Genomic DNA, 19,490 nt, shown 5'->3' with positions numbered 1-19,490 from the left:
GGATTCGGCCCGACGTGCCGCAAGGAGAAGGTGAAGATGTCCGACGCACCGATTCGAATCGAACGTGAACTCGAGGCGATTGCCGACCCGGCATACCGGTCGTTCCAGGCCAAGCTCGTACCCACCGTCGACGCCGCGCGCATCCTCGGCGTGCGCACGCCGGCGCTTCGCGCGTACGCCAAGCGGCTCGTCCGCGAGCGCGCAGACGAGGCGCATGCGTTTCTCAACGCGCTTCCCCATGCGACGTACGACGAGAACAATCTGCACGGCGAGCTCATCGGACGGGTGGCGCAGACACCCGAGGAGGCGTTTACTCTGCTCGACGCCTTTCTCCCCTTTGTCGACAACTGGGCGACCTGCGACCTCATCCGCGTTCCCGCCTTCAAGCACGACCTGCCTGCGGTGCTCGGCAAAATCCGTTTATGGATCGCCGCCGAGCACGAATACACGGTGCGCTTCGGCGTGGTCCAGCTCATGACACTCTTCTTGGATGACGCGTTCGATCCCGGGCAGCTCGACCTTATCGCCGCCATCGATCGCCCCGAGTACTACATCAACATGGCACGTGCTTGGTACTTTTCGTTCGCGCTCATCAAACAGCCCTGCGCGACGCTGCCGCTCTTTGAACAAAGGCCGATCGCCCTCGATGCCTGGACGCATAACAAGGCGCTCCAAAAGGCGCGCGAGAGCCGTCGCATCTCCACTGAGCAGAAGGCCTACCTGCAGTCGCTCAAGGTCTAGCGGGACGGCTACGCCAAAAACGATTCGAGCGCGGCAAGCCCGGTCTCGAACCGCTCGCGATGGTGTTGCATGTGATTGCCCGGACCGATCGAGCACGCCACCTCGCAGCCCCGATCGCGCAAGATGTCGGCGCACTGCCCCATGTTGTCCAGTACGCTGTGCATGATGGGCGCGCCCGCCTTGGGCTCCTTTTTGCCCAGCGAGAAGAAGGCGTATTTCCCGGCCCCTTCGAACGGGAGCTCGCGCAGATAGTCGACCCAGCCCTCGTACCACAGCGAGCCCGACAGACAGGCGCATGCCGAGAAGATGCGGTCATGCGTGAACGCATACAGCGCGAACAGGCCGCCGAGCGAATAACCGCAAATAGCACGGTGCGCGGGGCGGCGAGCGCCCGTCTGCGCCTCGACGAGCGGCACCACGGTCTCCCGCAACTCGGCCAAGGTCGCCGCGGCATCGCCGGCGAAGCGCGGGGTCCCGCGGCGCAGCGGCGCTGCCTCCCAGGGAGTAAGGGCAGCGCTCCACGTGCGGACGGGCACGCCCACGACCGTCGCTGCGCGACCGGTCGCCATGGCCGCCAAACCGGCGGGATGCTCAGGGGAATCGATAACGTAGATGACCGGCGAGGTGTCTCCCGCGCTACCGCGGTAGACCTCGACGCCCGTGATGTCGATGTAACCCATTTGCTATCCTCTCGCCCGCATCCGTGCAGCTCGCACGGCGCTGGCGGCAGTCTTGCCGCCAGCCTTTGCCGCACCGGCAAGCCCGCGCCCCGCTGCCGCAGCAACCGCATAGGCAGCCTCCGGTGCCTTGCGAGCGGCGGCGCGCGCCGCCTTTACCGTCTGCTCCTTTGCCGCCGCAGCCATTTTCTCGGCGGTGCTGTCGAGGCGCTCCTCAGGACGAGTCGCGGCACGTCCGGAAAAGTTTCGCTGCCCCTTGCTCGCCAAAGCGGCGCCGCCCGCAATTGCGGCGATACCCGGCCCTGGCAGCACGCACAGGGGAATGCCTGCGATGGCAAGGGCTGCGCCGGCGGACATCTGTGCCGCACCCACGACCCTTCTGCCCATCGGAACCGGCACGCCGGCACGTCCTTGGTTGGAAGAGGGGCGATCTTTTCTCCGATTCATGGCATATCTCCGCACGGGCAAGTTGGCTATCGTTGCATCACCTATACCCACGAACAGGCGTGTTCGAGCAGGCGCCGACAAAATCGGAAAAGACGGAACAATCGCGAAACACGCCACATGGACCCTAAGCGGCAACAATGCACCGGGACAGCCCCGACATGCACGCGTCACAGCGAGCCAATCGGCTCCGACGCATCCTTTCGTCGCTCGTTTTGCCCATGCTGGTCATAGCCGAACGATTACTGAAAGCCGGGCCCTGCGCCTTAACACTATACAGTCCGATTTGTCCGGCTGCGGTCCGGTTTGTAGTCCGGTTTGGACAACTCACGAGTATATGTCGAAGGGTGTTCGTGCCGCAGGCACTTCGCTTTCCGGCTGCCGAGCCCCTACAGGGCATCTGACACCTTCGGCGCACGCGCCCGGGACATCCCACGCGGCAATGCGGTCAGCAACCGTTCATTTTGTGCCATATCGGCCGCAGGGAACGTTTCCCCGGCATTCGCGCATGAATAAAACTGGGACAGATTCGCCTGCGCTTGCATATCGCGCGAGACAGACCGATTCTCATGTGTCACAGCCGCTCAAGGCGACTGAGCGGCAGCGTCCTAATCCTCCCGGTGCTTCGCGGCGCGGCGCTCGTCGCGCAGGCGGGCGCGGTCGAGCGCGGCCTCGGCGGCGGAAAACCGGCAGCCGCAGTAGTTCTGCCGGTACATGCCCAGCTCGCGGGAGCGCCGCGTCGCCTCGGGGTACCACGGGCGGAAATCGCGGACGACCGGCGTGAGGCCGCGGGCCGCCGCCAGGCGTCCGAGCACCTCGTTGCAGGTGTCGAACAGCTGGTAGGGCGATACGGCGAGGGTGGTGGCGATATGGCCGATCCCCTGCTCCGAGGCGACGCGGCACGCCTCCGCCAGGCGCAGGGCGTAGCAGGCGCGGCAGCGGCGGAGCCGGTCGCGCGCCCCGATCGGCGCGACGCCGCGCTCCCAGGCCCGGCGGTCCTCCCCCGCCTCGATGAGCGGGATGTCCTGGTCGGCGCACCAGCGCCTGAGCTCGGCCAAGCGGCGGTCGTGCTCGGCGACCGGTTGGATGTTGGGATTCGTCCAGCAGATGACGGGCTCGAAGCCCTCCTCGGCGAGCAGGCGCACCGGCTCGAGCGAACAGGGTGCGCAGCAGGCGTGCAGCAGCAGGCGGGTCATGGGCGCCTCCATTCCGGGACCGCATCGGGGCGGCCCGCTTCCTTCGAGGGCGCACCGGCCCCGGCGCCGCCCTCGGCGAGGGCGTCCCCGCCGGCTCCGGCGTCGCGGCGGGCAGGCGCACCGGCCCCGGCGCCGCCACCGGGGGCCGGGGCATCGCCCGCCGAGCCGCCCTCGGCGTAGAAGCACACGCCCCAATCGGTGTCCTCGCAGTAGGCGATCGAGCGGTTCGACCTGATGGCGCGCACGTAGCCCCAATCGCCCGTGCACCCCGTGAGATGCAGCACCGCGACGGCGTACCACAGAAGCGGCCACCCGCTCGCCATGCCGAGCGCGAACGCCGCCGCGCTCACCGCGAGGCTGGGGGCGAGCGCGATCGCCAGGTACTGCCCGCGGGTGTAGACGACGCCCTCCGCGCAGGCGTAGAGCATGCCGGCACCCCAGTTGGCCCCGAAGGTCACCCGGGCGCCCGGCGGGGCGAAGGCCTTGAAGAACACGGCGTGCACCGCCTCGTGGAGCGCCAGCGAGGCGAGGCTCCCCGTCGCGAGCAGGGCGAGCCACCACACGAACGGCGGGAGCCCGGCGATGCGCGGTCCGGCGCCGCCGGACAGGACCCCGGCGAGTTCGCAGGGCGGCAGGCCCAGCCGGTCCGGCATGCCCGCGGCGAACCACGCCGCCCCGAGCACCGCCCCGGCGACCAGCACCGCCGCGGACATGCGGACCATGCGCTCCTGGAAGGCGCGGTCCTCGAACGTTCGTATGCCACCGATCTCGATCATGGCACAAGGATACCGCATGCGCGGGGCGGCGGCCGCCGTGCGCGCGACCGTCACGGCCCGTCCTCGGAAGCCCGCGCCCCGGCCCCGCCGCGGCGCGCAGGGCGGCGCGCCTTGTGCGATAATGTTGGGCTGCGCATCGCGGCCGAGCCGCAGCGCGCCGATACCCACCTGCAAGACCAGGAGCTTCCCCATGGCTGCCAAGCTCAGCAAAGACTCCCGCCCCGCGTGGCCGCACCGCGCCGTCGTCACCGCGGGCATGCCCTACGGCAACAAGAACCTGCACTTCGGCCACGTGGGCGGCGTGTTCGTCCCGGCCGACTTCTTCGCCCGCTTCCTGCGCGACCGCCTCGGCGAGCGGAACGTGATCTTCGTCTCGGGCACCGACTGCTACGGCTCCCCCATCATGGAGGGCCATCGCAAGCTGCGCGAGTCCTGCGGCACCGACTGCACGCTCACCGACTACGTGCAGGCCAACCACGACCTGCAGCAGTCCGCGATCGACGGCTTCGAGATCGAGCTCGACCTGTTCGGCGGGTCCGCGCTGCCGCCCGCGGCGCCCATCCACAACCGGACGACCGCGGAGATCATCGAGCGCCTGAGCGAGCGCGGCGTGCTCCATAAGCGCGCGACCAAGCAGTTCTACGATGCGAAAGCCGGCCAGTTCCTGAACGGCCGCCAGGTCGTCGGGCGCTGCCCCATCCAGGGCTGCAAGTCCGAAAAGGCCTACGCCGACGAGTGCGACCTCGGCCATCAGTACGAGCCCGAGGAGCTCATCGCGCCCAAGTCCGCCCTCACCGGCGAGACCCCCGAGCTGCGCCCGGTCGACAACATCTACTTCGACCTGCCCGCCTACCTCGACTTCCTGAAGGACTACACCGCGAAGCTCGAGGCGGACGAGACGGTGCGCCCCGTGGTGTCCAAGACCATGGAGGAGTGGCTGCTCCCCGCGCAGATCTACATCCAGAACAAGTTCCGCGAGGCCTTCGGCGCCATCGAGGACCGGCTGCCCGCCCATACCGTGACCGAGCCCGAGGGCACCAAGAGCTCGTTCACCGTCACGTTCCCCAGCTGGGAGGAGCGCGACGCGGCGCACGAGGTGCTCGCCGCGGAAGGGGTGCGCTTCCGCTCCGGCAAGGCGCTCGTCCCCTTCCGCATCACCGGCAACATCGAATGGGGCGTGCCCGTGCCCGACGCGTGCGGCTGCTCCGGCCTCACCTGCTGGGTGTGGCCCGAGAGCCTCTGGGCGCCCATCAGCTTCACGCGCACCGTGCTGGCCGAGGCCGAGCGCACGGGCCGCGCCGACCGCTACGCGAGCCTCGACTGGCATGACTGGTGGTGCAGCGAGGACGCCCACGCCTACCAGTTCATCGGCCAGGACAACATCTACTTCTACGGCATCGCGCAGACGGCCCTGTGGGAGGCGCTCGGCTGCCATATGCGGCAGAGCACGCTCGTGGCCAACTACCACGTGCTCTACATGGGCAAGAAGGCGAGCTCCAGCTCCCAGACCCCGCCGCCGCCCGCCTCGGAGCTCCTGGAGCACTACACCGCCGAGCAGCTGCGCGCGCACTTCCTGTCGCTCGGCCTGGGCGAGAAGCCCGTCTCCTTCAGCCCCAAGGCGTACGACACGCGCGAGACCGGCAGGAACGCCGACGGCACGCCGCTGCTCGCCCGCGACGACAAGCGCGTCATCGACCCCGTCCTGAAGGAGGGCGCGCTGCTCACCGGCGTGTTCAACCGCCTGGCGCGCTCCTGCTTCTACGGCGTGGCCGTGAAGGAGGGCGACGATGCGGCGCACCGGACCGGCTGCATCCCCGCAGGCGCCCCCGACGCCCGCGTCGTCGAGGCGTCCGAGCAGGCAGTCCTGGCCTTCGAGCGGGCCATGCACACCTTCGAGTTCCACCACGCCCTCGGCGTGTGCGACGAGTACCTGCGCGCCGCGAACAAGCGCTGGAGCGACGCGAGCAAGGCCGCCAAGAACGCCGGGGACAACGCCGCGATGAAGCAGGCGCTCGTCGACGCCTTCCACGAGCTGCGCGTGGCGACCGTCCTCATGCACGGCATCGTGCCGGTCGGCTGCGAGCTCATCTGCGAGCACTTCGCCATCGACCCGTCCGTCTTCTTCTCGTGGGAGCACATCTTCGACACCTGCGACGAGCTCGTGGCGAGCCTGGGCGAGCAGCCCGGCGCGCACGCGGTGAAACCGCTGCCGCCGCGCTTCGACTTCTTCGAGAAGCACCCGAGCCAGGCCTAGGCCGCCTGCGGCCGGGGCCGGCAGCATCGACCCCGGCCGGGCGCGCGCATGCGCCCGGCCCCGCACGGGGCGCGAAGGGCTCAGCGCGCGACGAGCAGCTCCGCGTCCACCGTGACGCTGCGGACCCGGTCGCGCGGGAGCGCATCGGTGTCGACGCCGAACATCAGCGGCGTCATGCGCAGGAGGTCGTCGACCTGATCGGGCGCCACCTCGTAGGTCGCGCGGGCGCGCAGGCGCCGCTCGAGGACCATATGCCGCTCCAGATGCTCGACGACCCGCCGGTTGGAGTGGGTCGCGTGCCGCAGGCGGTCGCCCGCGAGCTCGCGCAGCTCGCGGAGGTGAAGCGGGCCGGGGACGATCTTGACGAGACGGCCTCCCCCGGCGAGCGCGCGTGTGAACTCGGCGTAGTTCGCCGGTGTGAAGATGTTCAGGATGCAGCCGAGGGCGCGGTCGCGCACAGGGAGGTTCGCCACGTCCGAGACGAGCCAGCACACGCCGTTGCCCCCGCGCGCCGCGCGCGCGATCGCGTCGCGCGAGGTGTCGAGGCCGATGACGGGGACGTCCGCGCGCAGGTCCAGCGCCTTCGCGTAGTAGCCCTCCCCGCAGCCCGCATCGAGCACCGGCCCCGCGGGCGCCGCGCCGTCGAGGGCCTCCAGGAGGGCGTCGAGCACATGGCGGTAGAACCCCGCCTCGAGGATGCGCGAGCGCGCCTCGAAGAAGCCCGCATCGTAGTCGTCGCGGACCGCGCGGCGCATCAGGTTCACGTACCCCTTGGCGGAGACGTCGAAGCTGTGGCCGCGCCCGCAGCGCAGGCTCCGCCCCCGCAGGGCCATCGGCTCGCCGCACAGCGGGCAGCGCAGCGCGTCGGCGACCCGCGCGAACTTCTCGATGCGTGCGGGGTTCATCGCCTACACCAGCTTCTCGAAGGCGATGCGGGTGAGGTCGGTCTCCGCGGCCCCCTTCTGCGTGAGGTCGAACACGCCGAGCTCGGTGTAGCCCAGCTTGGACAGGAAGGCGCGCATGGCGCGGTTGCCCGGATGGGTGTCGATGCGGATGCTCGCCTTCCCCTGCGCGCGGGCGATCTCCTCCGAGCGCGCGAACATGAAGCCCATGACCCCCCGCTTCAGGGCGGCCGCGGCCGTGGCGCAGCGATGGATGGCGAGGTAGCGCGCGAGCTCGGCATCCTCCCCCTCGAAGGGGTTCTCTGTCAGCCAGGGCACCTGCGCCCGGCAGTACTCGGCGTCGATGCCGTCGAGCAGCGCGAGGGTGCCCAGAAGGACCCCGTCCGCGTCCTCGGCGACATAGCAGGCCCCGCGCGCGATGTCGGCGCGGACCGACTCGATGCCGGGGTAACCGTTCTGCCACTGCGCGATGCCGAACCGGGCGATCGAGCGTTTGCCGTCCTCGAGGATCTCCGTCACGCGCGCGTCCTCGGCGGGGCGCGCCAGACGCATGGTCAGCGAATCGGTCATATCGGTACCCCCATCCACGGGCGAGATGCAGTGCGACGCAGAAGAGCCCGGCGCGCGGGCACCGGGCGGGAACAGATTATGGCAGAGGCACCGAGGCGCCGCGACCCCTTCAGAAAGAGCACAGAAGGCATCTGATCCGCAGGTAGATGCCTATGTTAGCAGCCGTCTCGCAGCGAGGGCGGACGCTGTCGCGAGGCGGTTCGGGGAAACGCGCCCGTCACGGGCGCGGGACGGCGTCAGCGCTTGCCGTGCGAGTTCCGCCAGATCTCGCGCCCCAGCATGAGCGCGAGCACGAGGGCGCAGAAGTACCCCAGAAAGCCGATGACGGGGATGCCGAAGATGACCGGCTCGATCTTGGCGTAGTAGACCACCGACGAGCCGATGAACAGGCCCGCGATGACGATGGACATGGACAGGCGGTCCACGATGCCGCCCACGCGGCGCAGCACCCGCTCCGATCCGAGGACCTGCATGTTCACCTTCAGCTGCCCGCGGGTGAGCATGCGCGACGCCAGGCCCAGCTGCTCGGCCATCTCCAGATGCCCCTTGAGGGCGCGCATCGAGGCGCCCGCGAGCTCCTCGGCGGTCTCGGAGGCGCGGGCGAAGCTGCTCTTCTCGTTCTTGATGTGCGCGGAGATGATCTGGACCATGTTGACCTCGGGCATGTACTCGGTCAGCAGGCCCTCGAGGGTCACCATGCCGCGCGCGAACATCGTCACCACGCTCGGCAGCTCGACGTCGTTCTTGCGCGCGAGGCTCACGAGCGAGGTCAGGAACTCGCCGATATCCAAGTCCTTGAGGTTCAGGCCGGCGAAATCGGCCACGATGAAGTCGAGGTCGGACAGAAACGTCGAATGGTCGAGCTCGGAGGAGTCGCCGCGCGTCACGGCGAAGCGCATGAGGGAGTCCTTGAGCTTGGGCACGTCGTTCTCCGCCACGGAGAAGATCATGTCCTTCACGATGGCGCGGTCGTGGCTCGACATGCGCCCCACCATGCCGAGGTCGATGAAGTAGACGACGTCGTCCTTCACGATGATGTTACCCGCGTGCGGGTCCGCGTGGAAGAACCCATCGTCGAGCACCTGGGTCGCGTAGTCCTCGACGATGCGGGCGCCGATCTTCTCCAGGTCGTAGCCCGCCTCCCGCAACCGGGCGGGGTCGGCGATCGAGATGCCCTCGACGTAGTCCATGACCACGATGTGCTCGGTGCAGTACTCCGGGTAGGACCGGGGGCACGAGATCCCCCGCGTCCGCTTGTGGTAGAGGTAGAAGTCGTCGAGGTTGCGCGCCTCCATGAGGAAGTTCGTCTCCTCGCGGAAGGACTGCCACAGCTCCTCGACCACGCCCTGGAGGTCCACGAACTGATCGGTCCGGACGAAGCGCGAGGCGGTGCGCACGAGCGACCGGATGATGTCGATGTCCTGCGCCATCACCTGCTGCGCGCCGGGGCGCTGGACCTTGACGGCGACCTCCTCCCCGGAGAGCAGCTTGGCGCGGTGCACCTGGGCGAGCGACGCGCTGCCGAGCGGCTTGCGGTCGATCCACTCGAACACCTCGGAGACCTTGCGCCCGTACTCCGCCTGCAGGCAGTCGCGGACCACCCAGAAGGGCACCGGCTCGACGTCGGTCCGCAGGCGGCGCAGCTCGTCGCAGAAGCGCTGGGGCAGGATCTCGGAGCGGTTGGCGAGGATCTGCCCCATCTTGACGAACATGGGGCCGAGCTCCTCGAGCAGGCAGCGCAGGCGGACCGGCGTGATGTCGTTCCACACCTCGTACTTGCGCACCAGGGTGAAGATCTCGCCCATGCGCCTGCGGCGCCCCTTCGCGGTGAGCTGGAACTCCTCGGAGGGGGCCATGACCTCGGGCCCCTCGGGGACGTCGTCCACGGCGCGCGGGCGGCGGTGGAAGCCGCGCGCGGCCATCTGCTCCTCGTCGGCGAAGACGATGGTGTCATCGGGGTCGAGCGGCTCCCACCGCGGGCTCTTGCCGGACTGCGCTGCCATGGCGGACGCTACTCCTCCGTCTGCTCGCCGCCGTCTGCGGCCGGGGCGTCCCCTTCGGCCTCGGCGTCCCCGTCGACCTCCACGGCCTCGACCTTCACGCTCACCGTGGCGTCGTCGGCGGAATCGACGATGTCGCGCACGTGGGCCAGGAAGCCCGTGCGCTCGGCCTTGGTCATCGGGCGGACGCGCGCGACGATGAGCTCGTCCAAGATCCGCTCGGCGACCGACTCGCCCTGGGTGCCCAGGCGGTCGGTGACGTCGGTGAAGGCGCCGCCGGCGCGCTCGAACACGTCCGACATCGACCGCGCGAAATCGGGGGTCGACGGGTCGTGACGGACCTCCTCGCCCTTGGCGGAGAGGCTGTCGAGCACCTCCTTGCCCTTCTCGGCAGTGAGCGCGGCGGCTCCGAACCCGATGTTCACCATGTTGTTGACGAGGTCCTCGAATCGCGTGGCCATGTGTTCCTCCTGTCGTCTAGCGCGGGGCGCCCCGCGCACCTATTCAGTCCTTGTACCCAAACCGCCCGCCCTGCGGCGCGGGGCCGCGGATCCGGGAGGACCGACCGGCCCGGGGAAGGGCGCCGGGACCCGTCCCGGCCCCGCACCCCCGCATGGGGGCGCGGGGGAACCGTCCGGGCAGACGAAGCACGGGCGGCAGGGCCGCGCCCTCAGTTATCGGACATGGAGAAGGCGTTCCTCATCGCAAGGCTCGTGGTGTGGAGGACCTTCCCCAGCAGGTCGTCGGTCTCGCGCCGGAGCAGCTCGGCCATCCGCGCGTTGGCGCGCTCGAGGGCGGCCGGGACCTCCTCGGGGGCGAGCCCGGCGACCTCGGCGTCGGTCTCCCGCAGCATGCGGTGCCCGGCGGCGCCGACCTTCTCCCGGTAGCGCTCGATATGGGCGGAGTTGTCGTGGAAGCGCGCGTCGGCGAGCGCCCCGATGAGGCGGTTGGCCCAGTAGAAGCTGTCGGTCGTCACGACGGCCGGGGTGTTCTCCAGGTAGGCGGGCATGGCGTGCACGTTGGCGTAGAGGGGGACGAGGGCGTTGAAGGGGTTGGACCCGAACGCCATCCACTGGATGCAGGCGTGCGCATGGTCGCAGTAGGGGCGGATCTGCAGCACGGCGAGCTGCCCGTTGCGGTTGATGCCGATGGGCCGGTAGGCGCCGCGGGTCGCCGCGGAGCCGTCGCGGCCGTACGGGTCGAACGGCGTGCCCTGGTAGTGGGCGGACAGCACGTACTTCACGTCCTCGATCGTGATCTTGCGCTCCGGCACGCGGCACCAGGGGATGTCGTCGGACTCGGGATGGAAGCTCGCGTTCGGACCGTCCCAGCCGTCGGACGGGTTCAGGAAACGCTGCATGTACCAGGCGCGCGGCGTGTTGTAGACATGGTCGGAGTCCGAATGGGAGCCGAAGGCCTCGCGCGGGTTGAAGATGTCGCCCGCGAGCAGGCCCTCGCGGACGTCGTCCATGAATCCGTCGAGGTCGTCGAGCATGTCGTCGTCGGCGTCGAACAGCGTGTCGGCCAGCTCGTCGCAGATATCGTCCAGCGCGTCATCGACCACATGCGGCGCGAGCATGGTGAGGTTCAGGTGGTTGGCCTCCATCCACGCACGCAGGTCGGCGCTCGCCATGTGCTCGACCTGGTCGCCCTCGGCGTCCGCCAGGTCGAAGTAGTCGATGCCGAGCTGGTTCGGCATGGTGACGTAGGCGTCGTCGGGCACGCGCTTGGCGATCCAATGATGGCCGCCGACGGTCTCGAGCCACCAGATCTCATCGGCATCGGAGAAGGCGATGCCGTTCATCTCGTAGGTGCCGTAGCGCTCGAGCAGCGCGCCCAGGCGCTCCACGCCCTCGCGGGCGGTGCGGACGTAGGGCAGCACGACGGTGACGAAGTCCTCCTCGCCGAGCCCGCCGGGGGTCGCGGGCACGTAGCCCTCCTCGCCCTCGGTGCCGCGGGCGGGCACGTACTCCACGAGCGGGTCGGCGCCCAGCACGCGCTCGTTGCTCGTGATGGTCTCGGTCGCCGACATGCCCACGTTGGCCTCGTTGAAGCCGGCGGCGGCCCAGATGCCGTGGCCGGGCAGCGCGTCGGGCACCGAGCTGTAGCGCATGGGGTCGTCCGGCAGCCCGATGGTGAGGTGCGACTCGGTGGCCGTGTAGGTGCGCGGCTGGTCGGCGGGCTCCACCACCGCCATGCGCTTGGGTTCGAACTGCCCGCCCGGGGAGTCCTCGTTGCGGGCGACGATCGTGGACCCGTCGTAGCTCGCGCGCTTGCCCACCAGGATGGTCGTGCAGGGCATGGTGCCTCCTTCGCGCCGGGACGCCCCGGCTTATCGACTGCCGAACGACCACAGTGTAGCGCGCCGTGCGGACATTGACACGCCGCGGGGGCGCTGCGCCCCGGCGCCTACAGCCCGTGCTGCAGGCGCGCCGCCATGACGACGTTCGTCATGAGCATGGCGCGCGTCATGGGGCCCACGCCGCCGGGCACCGGCGTGATGGCCCCGGCGACGGCCTCAGCGGAGGCGAAGTCGACGTCGCCGCAGAGCCTCCCCTCCTCGTCGCGGTCCATGCCCACGTCGATCACCGTGGCACCCGGCTTCACCCAGGGCCCCTTGATCATCTTGGGGACGCCGCAGGCGGCGACGAGGATGTCGGCGCTCTGGCAGATCCGCGCAAGCTCGCGCGGATCGGTGTGGGAGTGGGCGACGGAGATGGTGGCGTTGCGGGAGAGCAGCATGAGCGACATCGGCTTGCCCACGATCGAGGAGCGCCCCACGATCACGGCGTTCTTCCCCGCGGGGTCGATGCCGTAGGCGTCGAGCATCTCCATGATGCCGGCGGGCGTGCAGGGGCGCAGGCCCGGCAGGTCGCGCACGAGCCTTCCCATGTTGAGGGGGTGGAAGCCGTCGACGTCCTTCTCGGGGTCCACCGCGAGCACGACGGCCTCGGTGTCCAGATGGGAGGGCAGCGGCATCTGCACGAGGATGCCCGTCACCTCCGGGTCGGCGTTCAGCTCGGCGATGAGCGCCATGAGCTCGTCCTGGGGCGTGTCGGCGGGGAGCTTGCAGTCGAACGAGCGGATGCCGCACTGCTCGCAGTCGCGCAGCTTGGAGCGGACGTAGGTCGCCGACGCCTGGTCGTCGCCCACGAGCACCACGGCGAGCCCGCACGAGATGCCGCGCTCCGCCAGGAAGGCGACATCGGCCGCCGCGCGCTCGCGCATCCGCGCCGCCAGCGCCTTGCCATCGATAATCGTCGCCACGGGCCATCCTTTCGTCGTCGGGCGAAACGCTCACTAGGCTACACCGCAGCAGCCCCGCCCGCCACCGGCAACCGGTCCCCCGGGGAACCGTCACAAACCGGAAACACGTCCGCCCGATACCCATGGGCATCCGCACCGCGCAGATGCCGGCAGCGAAGCGGAACCGAAGACAGGTCGGAGCCCTTCCCCGAGGGCGTTTCCCGCAGGCGCGCGAGCGCCGGGGACCGCTCCCCACCCAGGCCCGAAGGCACGCACCGCGCAGAAGCCGGCAGCGAAGCGGCACCGGGCCGTCAGGTCGGGGTCCCCATCCCCGGGGGCGTTTCCCGCAGGCGCGCAAGCGCCGAGGACCACGCCCCCGGGGATGGGGACCCCGACCGTGAGGACAAAATGGCTTAGAACAGGCCGCTGATCACGCCGTTATCGTCGACGTCGATGTTCTCGGCCGCCGGATGCTTGGGCAGGCCGGGCATGGTCAGCACGCTGCCGGTGAGCGCGACCACGAAGCGGGCGCCCGCGGACACCTTGAGCTCGCGCACCGTGATGCGGAAGCCCTCGGGCGCGCCGAGCAGCTTGTCCTGGTCGGTGAAGGAGTACTGGGTCTTGGCGATGCAGACCGGCAGGTTGCCGAAGCCGTTCTCGCGCAGCTGGGCGAGCTGACGCTTCGCCGCGGGCGTGAAGTCCACGCCGTCGGCGCGGTAGACCTTGGTCGCCACGGCCTCGATGGCCTCGGCGATATCGGTGCCGTCCTCGTAGGAGAAGCGGAAGTCGCTCGGCTCGTCCACCAGGCGCAAGACCTCGTCGGCGAGCTCGAGCGCGCCCTCGCCGCCCTTCGCCCAGACCTCGGAGAGCTTGACGTTCACGCCGAGCTTCTCGCACTCCTCCTCGATGAGGGCGAGCTCGGCCTCGGTGTCGGACGGGAAGCGGTTGATGGCCACGACGCACGGCAGGCCGTAGACGTTCTGGATGTTGTCCACGTGACGCAGCAGGTTGGGCAGGCCGGCGCGCAGCGCCTCGAGGTTCTCCTCGTTGAGGTCCGCCTTCGCCACGCCGCCGTTGTACTTGAGCGCGCGGGCGGTGGCCACGATGACCACGGCGTCGGGGACGAGCCCCGTCATGCGGCACTTGATGTCGAGGAACTTCTCCGCGCCCAGATCCGCGCCGAAGCCCGCCTCGGTGATGGCGATGTCCCCGAAGCGCATGGCCATGCGGGTGGCCATGATGGAGTTGCAGCCGTGGGCGATGTTGGCGAACGGGCCGCCGTGCACGAAGGCCGGCGTGTGCTCGAGCGTCTGGACCAGGTTGGGCTTGAGCGCGTCCTTCAGGAGCGCCGCCATGGCGCCCTGCGCCTTGAGCTCGGAGGCGCGCACCGGGCGGCCGTCGTAGGTGTAGCCGACCACGATCTCGCCCAGGCGCTGCTTGAGGTCGGAGATGGAGGTGGACAGGCAGAAGATCGCCATGATCTCCGACGCGACGGTGATGTCGAAGCCGTCCTCGCGCGGCACGCCCTGCGCGCGGCCGCCCAGGCCGTCCACGATGTGGCGCAGCTGGCGGTCGTTCATGTCGACGGCGCGCTTCCACGTGATGCGCTTGGTGTCGATGCCCAGCTCGTTGCCCTGCTGGATATGGTTGTCCAGCATGGCGGCCAGCAGGTTGTTCGCCGCGCCGATGGCGTGGAAGTCTCCGGTGAAGTGCAGGTTGATATCCTCCATGGGGATGACCTGCGCCCAGCCGCCGCCCGCGGCGCCGCCCTTGACGCCGAACACGGGGCCGAGCGAGGGCTCGCGCAGCGCGACGGTGCTCTTGATGCCGCGGCGGCGCAGGCCGTCGGCCAGGCCGATGGTGGTCGTGGTCTTGCCCTCGCCCGCGGGGGTGGGGTTGATGGCGGTCACGAGCACGAGCTTGGCCCGGTGGTCGGTCGGCTCGCTCAGCAGGGAGTAGTCGACCTTGGCCTTGTCGAAGCCGTACGGGACGAGGTACTTCTCATCGACGCCCGCCTCGCGGGCGATGTCGAGGATGGGAAGCGGCGTGACGGAATGGGCGATCTCGATGTCTGACAGCATGCGTACCTCCGATGCGACGCGCGGGACGAGGACCGTTACAGCATACAACGAACCGCCCCGCCGGGCCCCGGACGCTCCGCGACCGGTTACGCGACGGTGAAGGCGCCGGTCAGACGCCCGACGGCGGCTCGATACCCAGGTGGTCGAAGGCCACGGCGGTCGCCACGCGCCCCTGCGGCGTGCGCACGATCAGTCCGCGCTGCAGCAGGTAGGGCTCGTAGACGTCCTCCATCGTGTTGGGGTCCTCCCCCACCGCGCTCGCGAGCGTGGTGAGGCCGACGGGGCGCCCCCGGAAGGTCTTGACGAGGGTCTCCAGGATCCGGATGTCCATCCAGTCCAGACCGAGCTCGTCGATCTCGAAGAACTCGAGCGCCTCGCGGGTGATCGCCTCGTCGATCCGCCCTCCCCCGCGCACCTGGGCGTAATCGCGCACGCGCTTCAGGAGGCGGTTCGCGAGGCGCGGCGTCCCGCGCGAGCGGGAGGCGATCTCGCAGGCCGAGTCGTGGTCGATCTGGACGCCGAGGATCGTCGCCGAGCGGATGACGATGTCGGCGAGGTCCGCCACGGAGTAGTAGTCCAGGCGGAACGAGATGCCGAAGCGGTCGCGCAAAGGGCCGGTGAGCATGCCCGAGCGGGTGGTGGCGCCGATCAGGGTGAAGCGGGGGATGTCGAGCCTGATGGAGCGGGCGGCGGGGCCCTTGCCGATCACGATGTCGAGCGCGAAGTCCTCCATCGCGGGGTACAGGATCTCCTCGACCTGGCGGTTCAGGCGGTGGATCTCGTCGATGAACAGCACGTCCCCGGCCTGCAGGTTGGTGAGAATGGCCGCGAGGTCGCCGGTCCGGGCGATGGCGGGACCCGAGGTCGTCCTGATCTGCGCCCCCATCTCGTTGGCCACGACCGCGGCGAGCGTCGTCTTCCCGAGGCCCGGGGGGCCGGAGAAGATCACGTGGTCCAGGCACTCGCCGCGCGACTGGGCCGCCTGGATGAGGATGCGCAGGCTCTGCTTGATATGGTCCTGGCCGCAGTAGTCGTCCAGGCGCTGCGGGCGCAGGGTGCGCTCGACGTCGAGGTCCTCCGAGGTGAGGTCCCCCGTGACGAACCGCCCCGCCTCGCGCTCGCCGGCATGCGGCGCGCCCCCGCGGGCGGGGGCGGCGTCCGCCCACAGGTCGACGGAGTCATCGGCTTCCCACATCATGCCTCCATCCCGATGCGCTTGAGCGCGGACGCCAGCAGGTCCTCCACGCGCTGCGCGCCGTCGAGCCCGTCGAGGGCGAGCTCGGCCTCCTGCGGGCTGAAGCCCATGGAGAGCAGGGCGGCGCGGGCGTCGTCGACCGCGCTCGAGGCGGGCTCCGCGCCGAGCGGGAGCTGCCCTGCGGAGGGGACCTCGGCGGCGAGGAGCCCGCGGTCCTTGGCGAAGACGCTCTTGAGTTCCAAGATCAGACGTTGGGCGGTCTTCTTGCCCACGCCGGGCACGGTCGCCATGCCCTTGGCGTCCTCCGCCATCACCACGGTGTAGAGCTGCCCCACCGTGAACGTGGTGAGCACGGCGAGCGCCAGGCGCGGCCCCACGCTCGAGACGGCGACGAGCCGGTCGAACATGGTGCGCTCCTCCTTGGAGGCGAAGCCGAACAGGGTGAGGGCGTCCTCGCGCACCTGCAGCCGGCAGAACAGCCGGCAGTCCGACCCCGGGACGGGCAGCGAGGCCGCCGTGGTCCCGGAGATGCCGAGCTCGAAGCCGACGCCGCCCACATCGAGCACCGCGGCGCTCGGCGAGGCCTCGACGAGGGTCCCGTGTAGCAAGGTGATCATGAGTAGCCGTTTCCCCTCTCCTGGACGTACTCCCAGCCCGACAGCGCCGCGGTGCGGCGCGAGTTGGCGTGGCAGATCGCGCAGGCGAGCGCGTCCGCCGCGTGGTCGGGCCTGGGGTCGTGGTCGAGATGCAGCAGGTTGCGCACCATGTAGATGACCTGGCCCTTGTCCGCGGCGCCCGTGCCCACCACGGACTGCTTGATCTGCATGGGCGTGTACTCGCCCACCTCGACGCCGGCGAGCGACACCGCCACCAGCGCCGCGCCGCGCGCGTGCGCGGTCGGGATGGCGGAGCGCACGTTGGCCCCGAAATAGATGCCCTCGCATGCCGCCTCCTGGGGGCGGTAGCGCTCCACGACGGCCGTGAGGTCGTCCGCGATGTGCCGGAGGCGGACGGCGAGGTCGCTCCCGGAGGAGGTCTGGATGCAGCCGTAGGCGCGGCAGCGGACCTCGCCGCGGCGCTCCTCGACGATGCCCCAGCCGGTGTTCGCGAGACCGGGGTCGATACCCAGGATGACCATGCTCCCTCCCCTCCGGGTGAATCTCGAACATCTGTTCTAAACTATACCATACCGGAGGCCCGAGGTCGCGGAGAACGGCGCCACGGGACGGGTCGCACGGGCACGGCGGGCGGGGAAGGCGGCTGCGTCGGAGGGGCCGGCGCGCCTGATGCGCCGAGCAGGCGGCGCTGAAGGCGTCCCGCCGCCGGGGGCCCGCCGCGAAGGGGCGGGGGCCGGCGCGGGCGCTGAACGCGTCAGTTCTGCGAGAAGAACGGGAAGCGCCCCGGCAGGGCCGTCGGATGCCCCTGGCCGGCAAACGGCTCCTCGGGCTCCTCCCCGGCGTCGTCGCCCGACGAGAGCGCCTGGCGCAGCTGGCTCTCGAAGCGCTCCGCGCTCTCGCGCATCCGGCGCTGGCCCTCCTCGCTCGCCAGCTCGGCCTGCTGCTCGGGGGTGAGCCCGAGCAGGCTTCCCAGCAGCCCGAGGATCTCGCCGCGGACGCGCTGGCCGTGCTCGGCGCCGAGTTCCTCGATCCGATGGGACTCCTCCTCGACCAGGTCGGCCAGGCGCTCGGGCTCCTCGCCGTCGCGCCCCAGGTCGGACCAGGCCAGCGAGGCCGGCCAGGCGCGCTCGGCGAAGGGGCGCGCGGAGACCATGGGCGCGGGGGGCAGCGAGCGGCGGCGGGCCTCCCCGCGGCGCACGAGCATGAGCAGGACCGCCGCGGCCTCCGGCGAGCGCGCGGAGAGCGGGGCCTCCTCGAAGGGGCGGTCGCGGTCCACGTGCGCCTCGAGCGCGCCGTCGACCTGCGCGGGCTCGAGCCCGGCGAGCAGCGCCGCCATCCTGCCCGTCCATGCGGCGTCGGCGGGCCGGGAGGCCACCGCAGCCGCCAGGATGGAGGACAGGCGCTCCTCGACCGCGGCGAGCGAGACGAGGCCCGCGGGAAGCGCCGGCGCGAGGGCGTTGCGGTGCCGCGCGAGGAACTCGAGCGCGGTGAGGTAGATGTCGCCGAACGGCGCCGCGTCAGCCAGCGCCGCGCCCGACACGAGGGCCGCGCCGGGGGCGAGGGCGGCGTCGGTCTTGGTCAGCGGCGACAGGATGCACGCGTCGAGCCCGTGCGCGACGTCGGCCACGCACAGCGCGTCGATCCCCGCCCGCAGGCCCGCGCCGTCGCGCGACGGGACGTCGCGGTCCATGCGGCGCGAGGCGTCGCCCTGGTCGCGCTCGACCAGGCGCATGTTGAGGTTGGACGCGAGCTCGCGCACGCGCTCGACGCGGCGCCGCTCGAGCTCCTCCTGGCGCGGGGTGAACACGTCGCTGCGGGCGCAGAGCACCCCCACCACGTTGCGCGACCCCAGCGCGTCCACGGCGAGCGCGGCGAGCAGCGAGGAGGGCAGGTCCCCTTCCAGGGGCAGCGCCGCGCAGGAGCGCCCGCGCGCCTCGACCGTGTCGCGCACGTACAGGCGCAGCGCCTCCCACAGCCATTCGTCGCGCTCGTAGCGGGGAAGGTCCCGGGCGTCGAGGGCGTGCGAGGCCGTGCCGCGGCGCACCTCGCACACGAGCAGGTCCTCCTCGAAGGCGGGGGCGGCGGCCACGACGGAGCCGGCGTCGTCCATGACGAAGGACGCGCCGGCGAAGACCGTCTCGTCGAAGGCGCCCACGGGGGCCATGTAGGCCAGCCAGGAGCCCGCCCGTACGGCCTCGTCGGCGAAATGCCCGTCCGCGACGCCGGCGGCCCCGTGCGTCGCGCCGTCGGACGCGCAGAAACCGGAGGTCTGGAACAGGACCGCCACGTCGCAGCCGCGCGGGATGCGGCGGGCGTCGGGGGCGGCGTCGAACACCGCCGCGACGCGCGTCCCGGCGACGTCGAACACGGGCGGCTCCCACGCGGAGGCGTCCATGCGGCCGGAGCGCGCCATCGCCATCGCCCGCAGCGGGATGCAGCGCCCCTCGCGCAGCAGGAAGGCCTCCATGAGGGGGAAGCCCTCGAGCGGCACCACGGCGGGGACCAGCAGCGCCGCGCCGGCGTGCGCGGTCTCCCGCGCCAGGTCGCGCAGGCAGCGCAGCAGGGCGTGCTCGTAGTTGGGATAGCCGACCAGCGCGGTCGGCTGCATGCCCGCGAACAGCGGGGCGGGGGTGCACAGCAGGTCCGTCCCCTGGGCGGCGGCGAGCCGGGCCTGGTCGGCGATGCGGGCGCGGGCGCCCTCCAGATCGCCCAGGCGCAGGTCTATCTGCGCAAGCGCAAGTTTCATGCTCGTCCCTCCCATGGTCGTCCACACCCCATCATAGCGGCATGG

Annotated in this window: 17 protein-coding genes; 2 read left to right on the top strand and 15 right to left on the bottom strand. The window is 70.6% G+C overall.

All coding sequences use genetic code 11. The features are described 5' to 3' along the window. Positions 1-36: 36 nt before the first annotated feature. The gene (locus PHA29_RS01430) at positions 37-741 is read left to right on the top strand and encodes a DNA alkylation repair protein (RefSeq protein WP_270403612.1); all 705 of its coding nucleotides are present in this window, start codon (positions 37-39) and stop codon (positions 739-741) included. An 8-nt stretch (positions 742-749) separates the two neighbouring features. Here the strand turns inward: PHA29_RS01430 and PHA29_RS01425 are convergent, their stop codons facing one another. From PHA29_RS01425 to PHA29_RS01410, 4 genes are all read right to left on the bottom strand, one after another. Then, positions 750-1,421: an alpha/beta hydrolase-fold protein gene (locus PHA29_RS01425; RefSeq protein ID WP_270403613.1), complete on the bottom strand. Its 672-nt coding sequence runs from the start codon at positions 1,419-1,421 to the stop codon at positions 750-752. Between the two features lie 3 nt (positions 1,422-1,424). Then, positions 1,425-1,817: a hypothetical protein gene (locus tag PHA29_RS01420; RefSeq protein WP_270847683.1), complete on the bottom strand. Its 393-nt coding sequence runs from the start codon at positions 1,815-1,817 to the stop codon at positions 1,425-1,427. 653 nt (positions 1,818-2,470) lie between these two features. After that, positions 2,471-3,058, bottom strand: a complete 588-nt coding sequence (locus tag PHA29_RS01415) for an epoxyqueuosine reductase QueH (protein ID WP_270847682.1) — start codon at positions 3,056-3,058, stop codon at positions 2,471-2,473. After that, positions 3,055-3,834, bottom strand: a complete 780-nt coding sequence (locus PHA29_RS01410) for a DUF3267 domain-containing protein (RefSeq protein ID WP_270847681.1) — start codon at positions 3,832-3,834, stop codon at positions 3,055-3,057. Before PHA29_RS01410 ends, PHA29_RS01415 begins: the two co-directional genes overlap by 4 nt. A 190-nt stretch (positions 3,835-4,024) precedes the next feature. Here PHA29_RS01410 and PHA29_RS01405 point away from each other — a divergent pair, with 190 nt between their 5' ends. Next, on the top strand, positions 4,025-6,088 hold the full coding sequence (locus tag PHA29_RS01405; protein WP_270847680.1) for a class I tRNA ligase family protein: 2,064 nt from the start codon (positions 4,025-4,027) through the stop codon (positions 6,086-6,088). A gap of 80 nt (positions 6,089-6,168) precedes the next feature. Here PHA29_RS01405 and PHA29_RS01400 read toward each other — a convergent pair whose 3' ends face one another. The 11 genes from PHA29_RS01400 to PHA29_RS01350 form a co-directional block, all read right to left on the bottom strand. Continuing rightward, positions 6,169-6,993 (bottom strand): putative RNA methyltransferase, encoded by an 825-nt coding sequence (locus PHA29_RS01400; protein WP_270403617.1) that lies wholly within the window; start codon positions 6,991-6,993, stop codon positions 6,169-6,171. Positions 6,994-6,996: 3 nt separating this feature from the next. Beyond that, positions 6,997-7,560, bottom strand: a complete 564-nt coding sequence (locus tag PHA29_RS01395) for a GNAT family N-acetyltransferase (protein WP_270847678.1) — start codon at positions 7,558-7,560, stop codon at positions 6,997-6,999. A gap of 236 nt (positions 7,561-7,796) precedes the next feature. Then, on the bottom strand, positions 7,797-9,563 hold the full coding sequence (locus PHA29_RS01390) for an ABC1 kinase family protein (protein WP_408612001.1): 1,767 nt from the start codon (positions 9,561-9,563) through the stop codon (positions 7,797-7,799). An 8-nt stretch (positions 9,564-9,571) separates the two neighbouring features. After that, a complete protein-coding gene (locus tag PHA29_RS01385) occupies positions 9,572-10,021 on the bottom strand; it encodes a hypothetical protein (protein WP_270574254.1) in 450 nt (149 codons plus the stop codon). A 209-nt stretch (positions 10,022-10,230) separates the two neighbouring features. Beyond that, positions 10,231-11,862 carry a C69 family dipeptidase gene (locus tag PHA29_RS01380; protein ID WP_270847675.1) on the bottom strand — a complete coding sequence of 544 codons (1,632 nt, stop codon included), beginning with the start codon at positions 11,860-11,862 and terminating at the stop codon, positions 10,231-10,233. A 107-nt stretch (positions 11,863-11,969) separates the two neighbouring features. Continuing rightward, positions 11,970-12,827: a bifunctional methylenetetrahydrofolate dehydrogenase/methenyltetrahydrofolate cyclohydrolase FolD gene (folD, locus tag PHA29_RS01375; RefSeq protein WP_270847673.1), complete on the bottom strand. Its 858-nt coding sequence runs from the start codon at positions 12,825-12,827 to the stop codon at positions 11,970-11,972. Between the two features lie 392 nt (positions 12,828-13,219). After that, positions 13,220-14,887: a formate--tetrahydrofolate ligase gene (locus PHA29_RS01370; RefSeq protein WP_270847671.1), complete on the bottom strand. Its 1,668-nt coding sequence runs from the start codon at positions 14,885-14,887 to the stop codon at positions 13,220-13,222. A 109-nt stretch (positions 14,888-14,996) separates the two neighbouring features. Beyond that, entirely contained in the window at positions 14,997-16,082 is a 1,086-nt protein-coding gene (gene ruvB, locus PHA29_RS01365; protein WP_270847670.1) for a Holliday junction branch migration DNA helicase RuvB, read from the bottom strand. After that, positions 16,082-16,699 carry a Holliday junction branch migration protein RuvA gene (ruvA, locus tag PHA29_RS01360; protein WP_270847667.1) on the bottom strand — a complete coding sequence of 206 codons (618 nt, stop codon included), beginning with the start codon at positions 16,697-16,699 and terminating at the stop codon, positions 16,082-16,084. The genes ruvB and ruvA overlap by 1 nt, the downstream gene beginning before the upstream one ends. Then, positions 16,696-17,220, bottom strand: coding sequence for a crossover junction endodeoxyribonuclease RuvC (ruvC, locus tag PHA29_RS01355; RefSeq protein ID WP_270403627.1), 525 nt, complete (start codon positions 17,218-17,220; stop codon positions 16,696-16,698). The genes ruvA and ruvC overlap by 4 nt, the downstream gene beginning before the upstream one ends. A 233-nt stretch (positions 17,221-17,453) precedes the next feature. Continuing rightward, positions 17,454-19,445: an NAD(+) synthetase gene (locus PHA29_RS01350; RefSeq protein ID WP_270847666.1), complete on the bottom strand. Its 1,992-nt coding sequence runs from the start codon at positions 19,443-19,445 to the stop codon at positions 17,454-17,456. Positions 19,446-19,490: the final 45 nt, after the last annotated feature.

The sequence above is a fragment of the Candidatus Collinsella stercoripullorum genome, from assembly GCF_027669965.1.
Taxonomy (GTDB): Bacteria; Actinomycetota; Coriobacteriia; order Coriobacteriales; family Coriobacteriaceae; genus Collinsella; species Collinsella stercoripullorum.
This window is presented reverse-complemented; position numbering and strand designations above follow the sequence as displayed.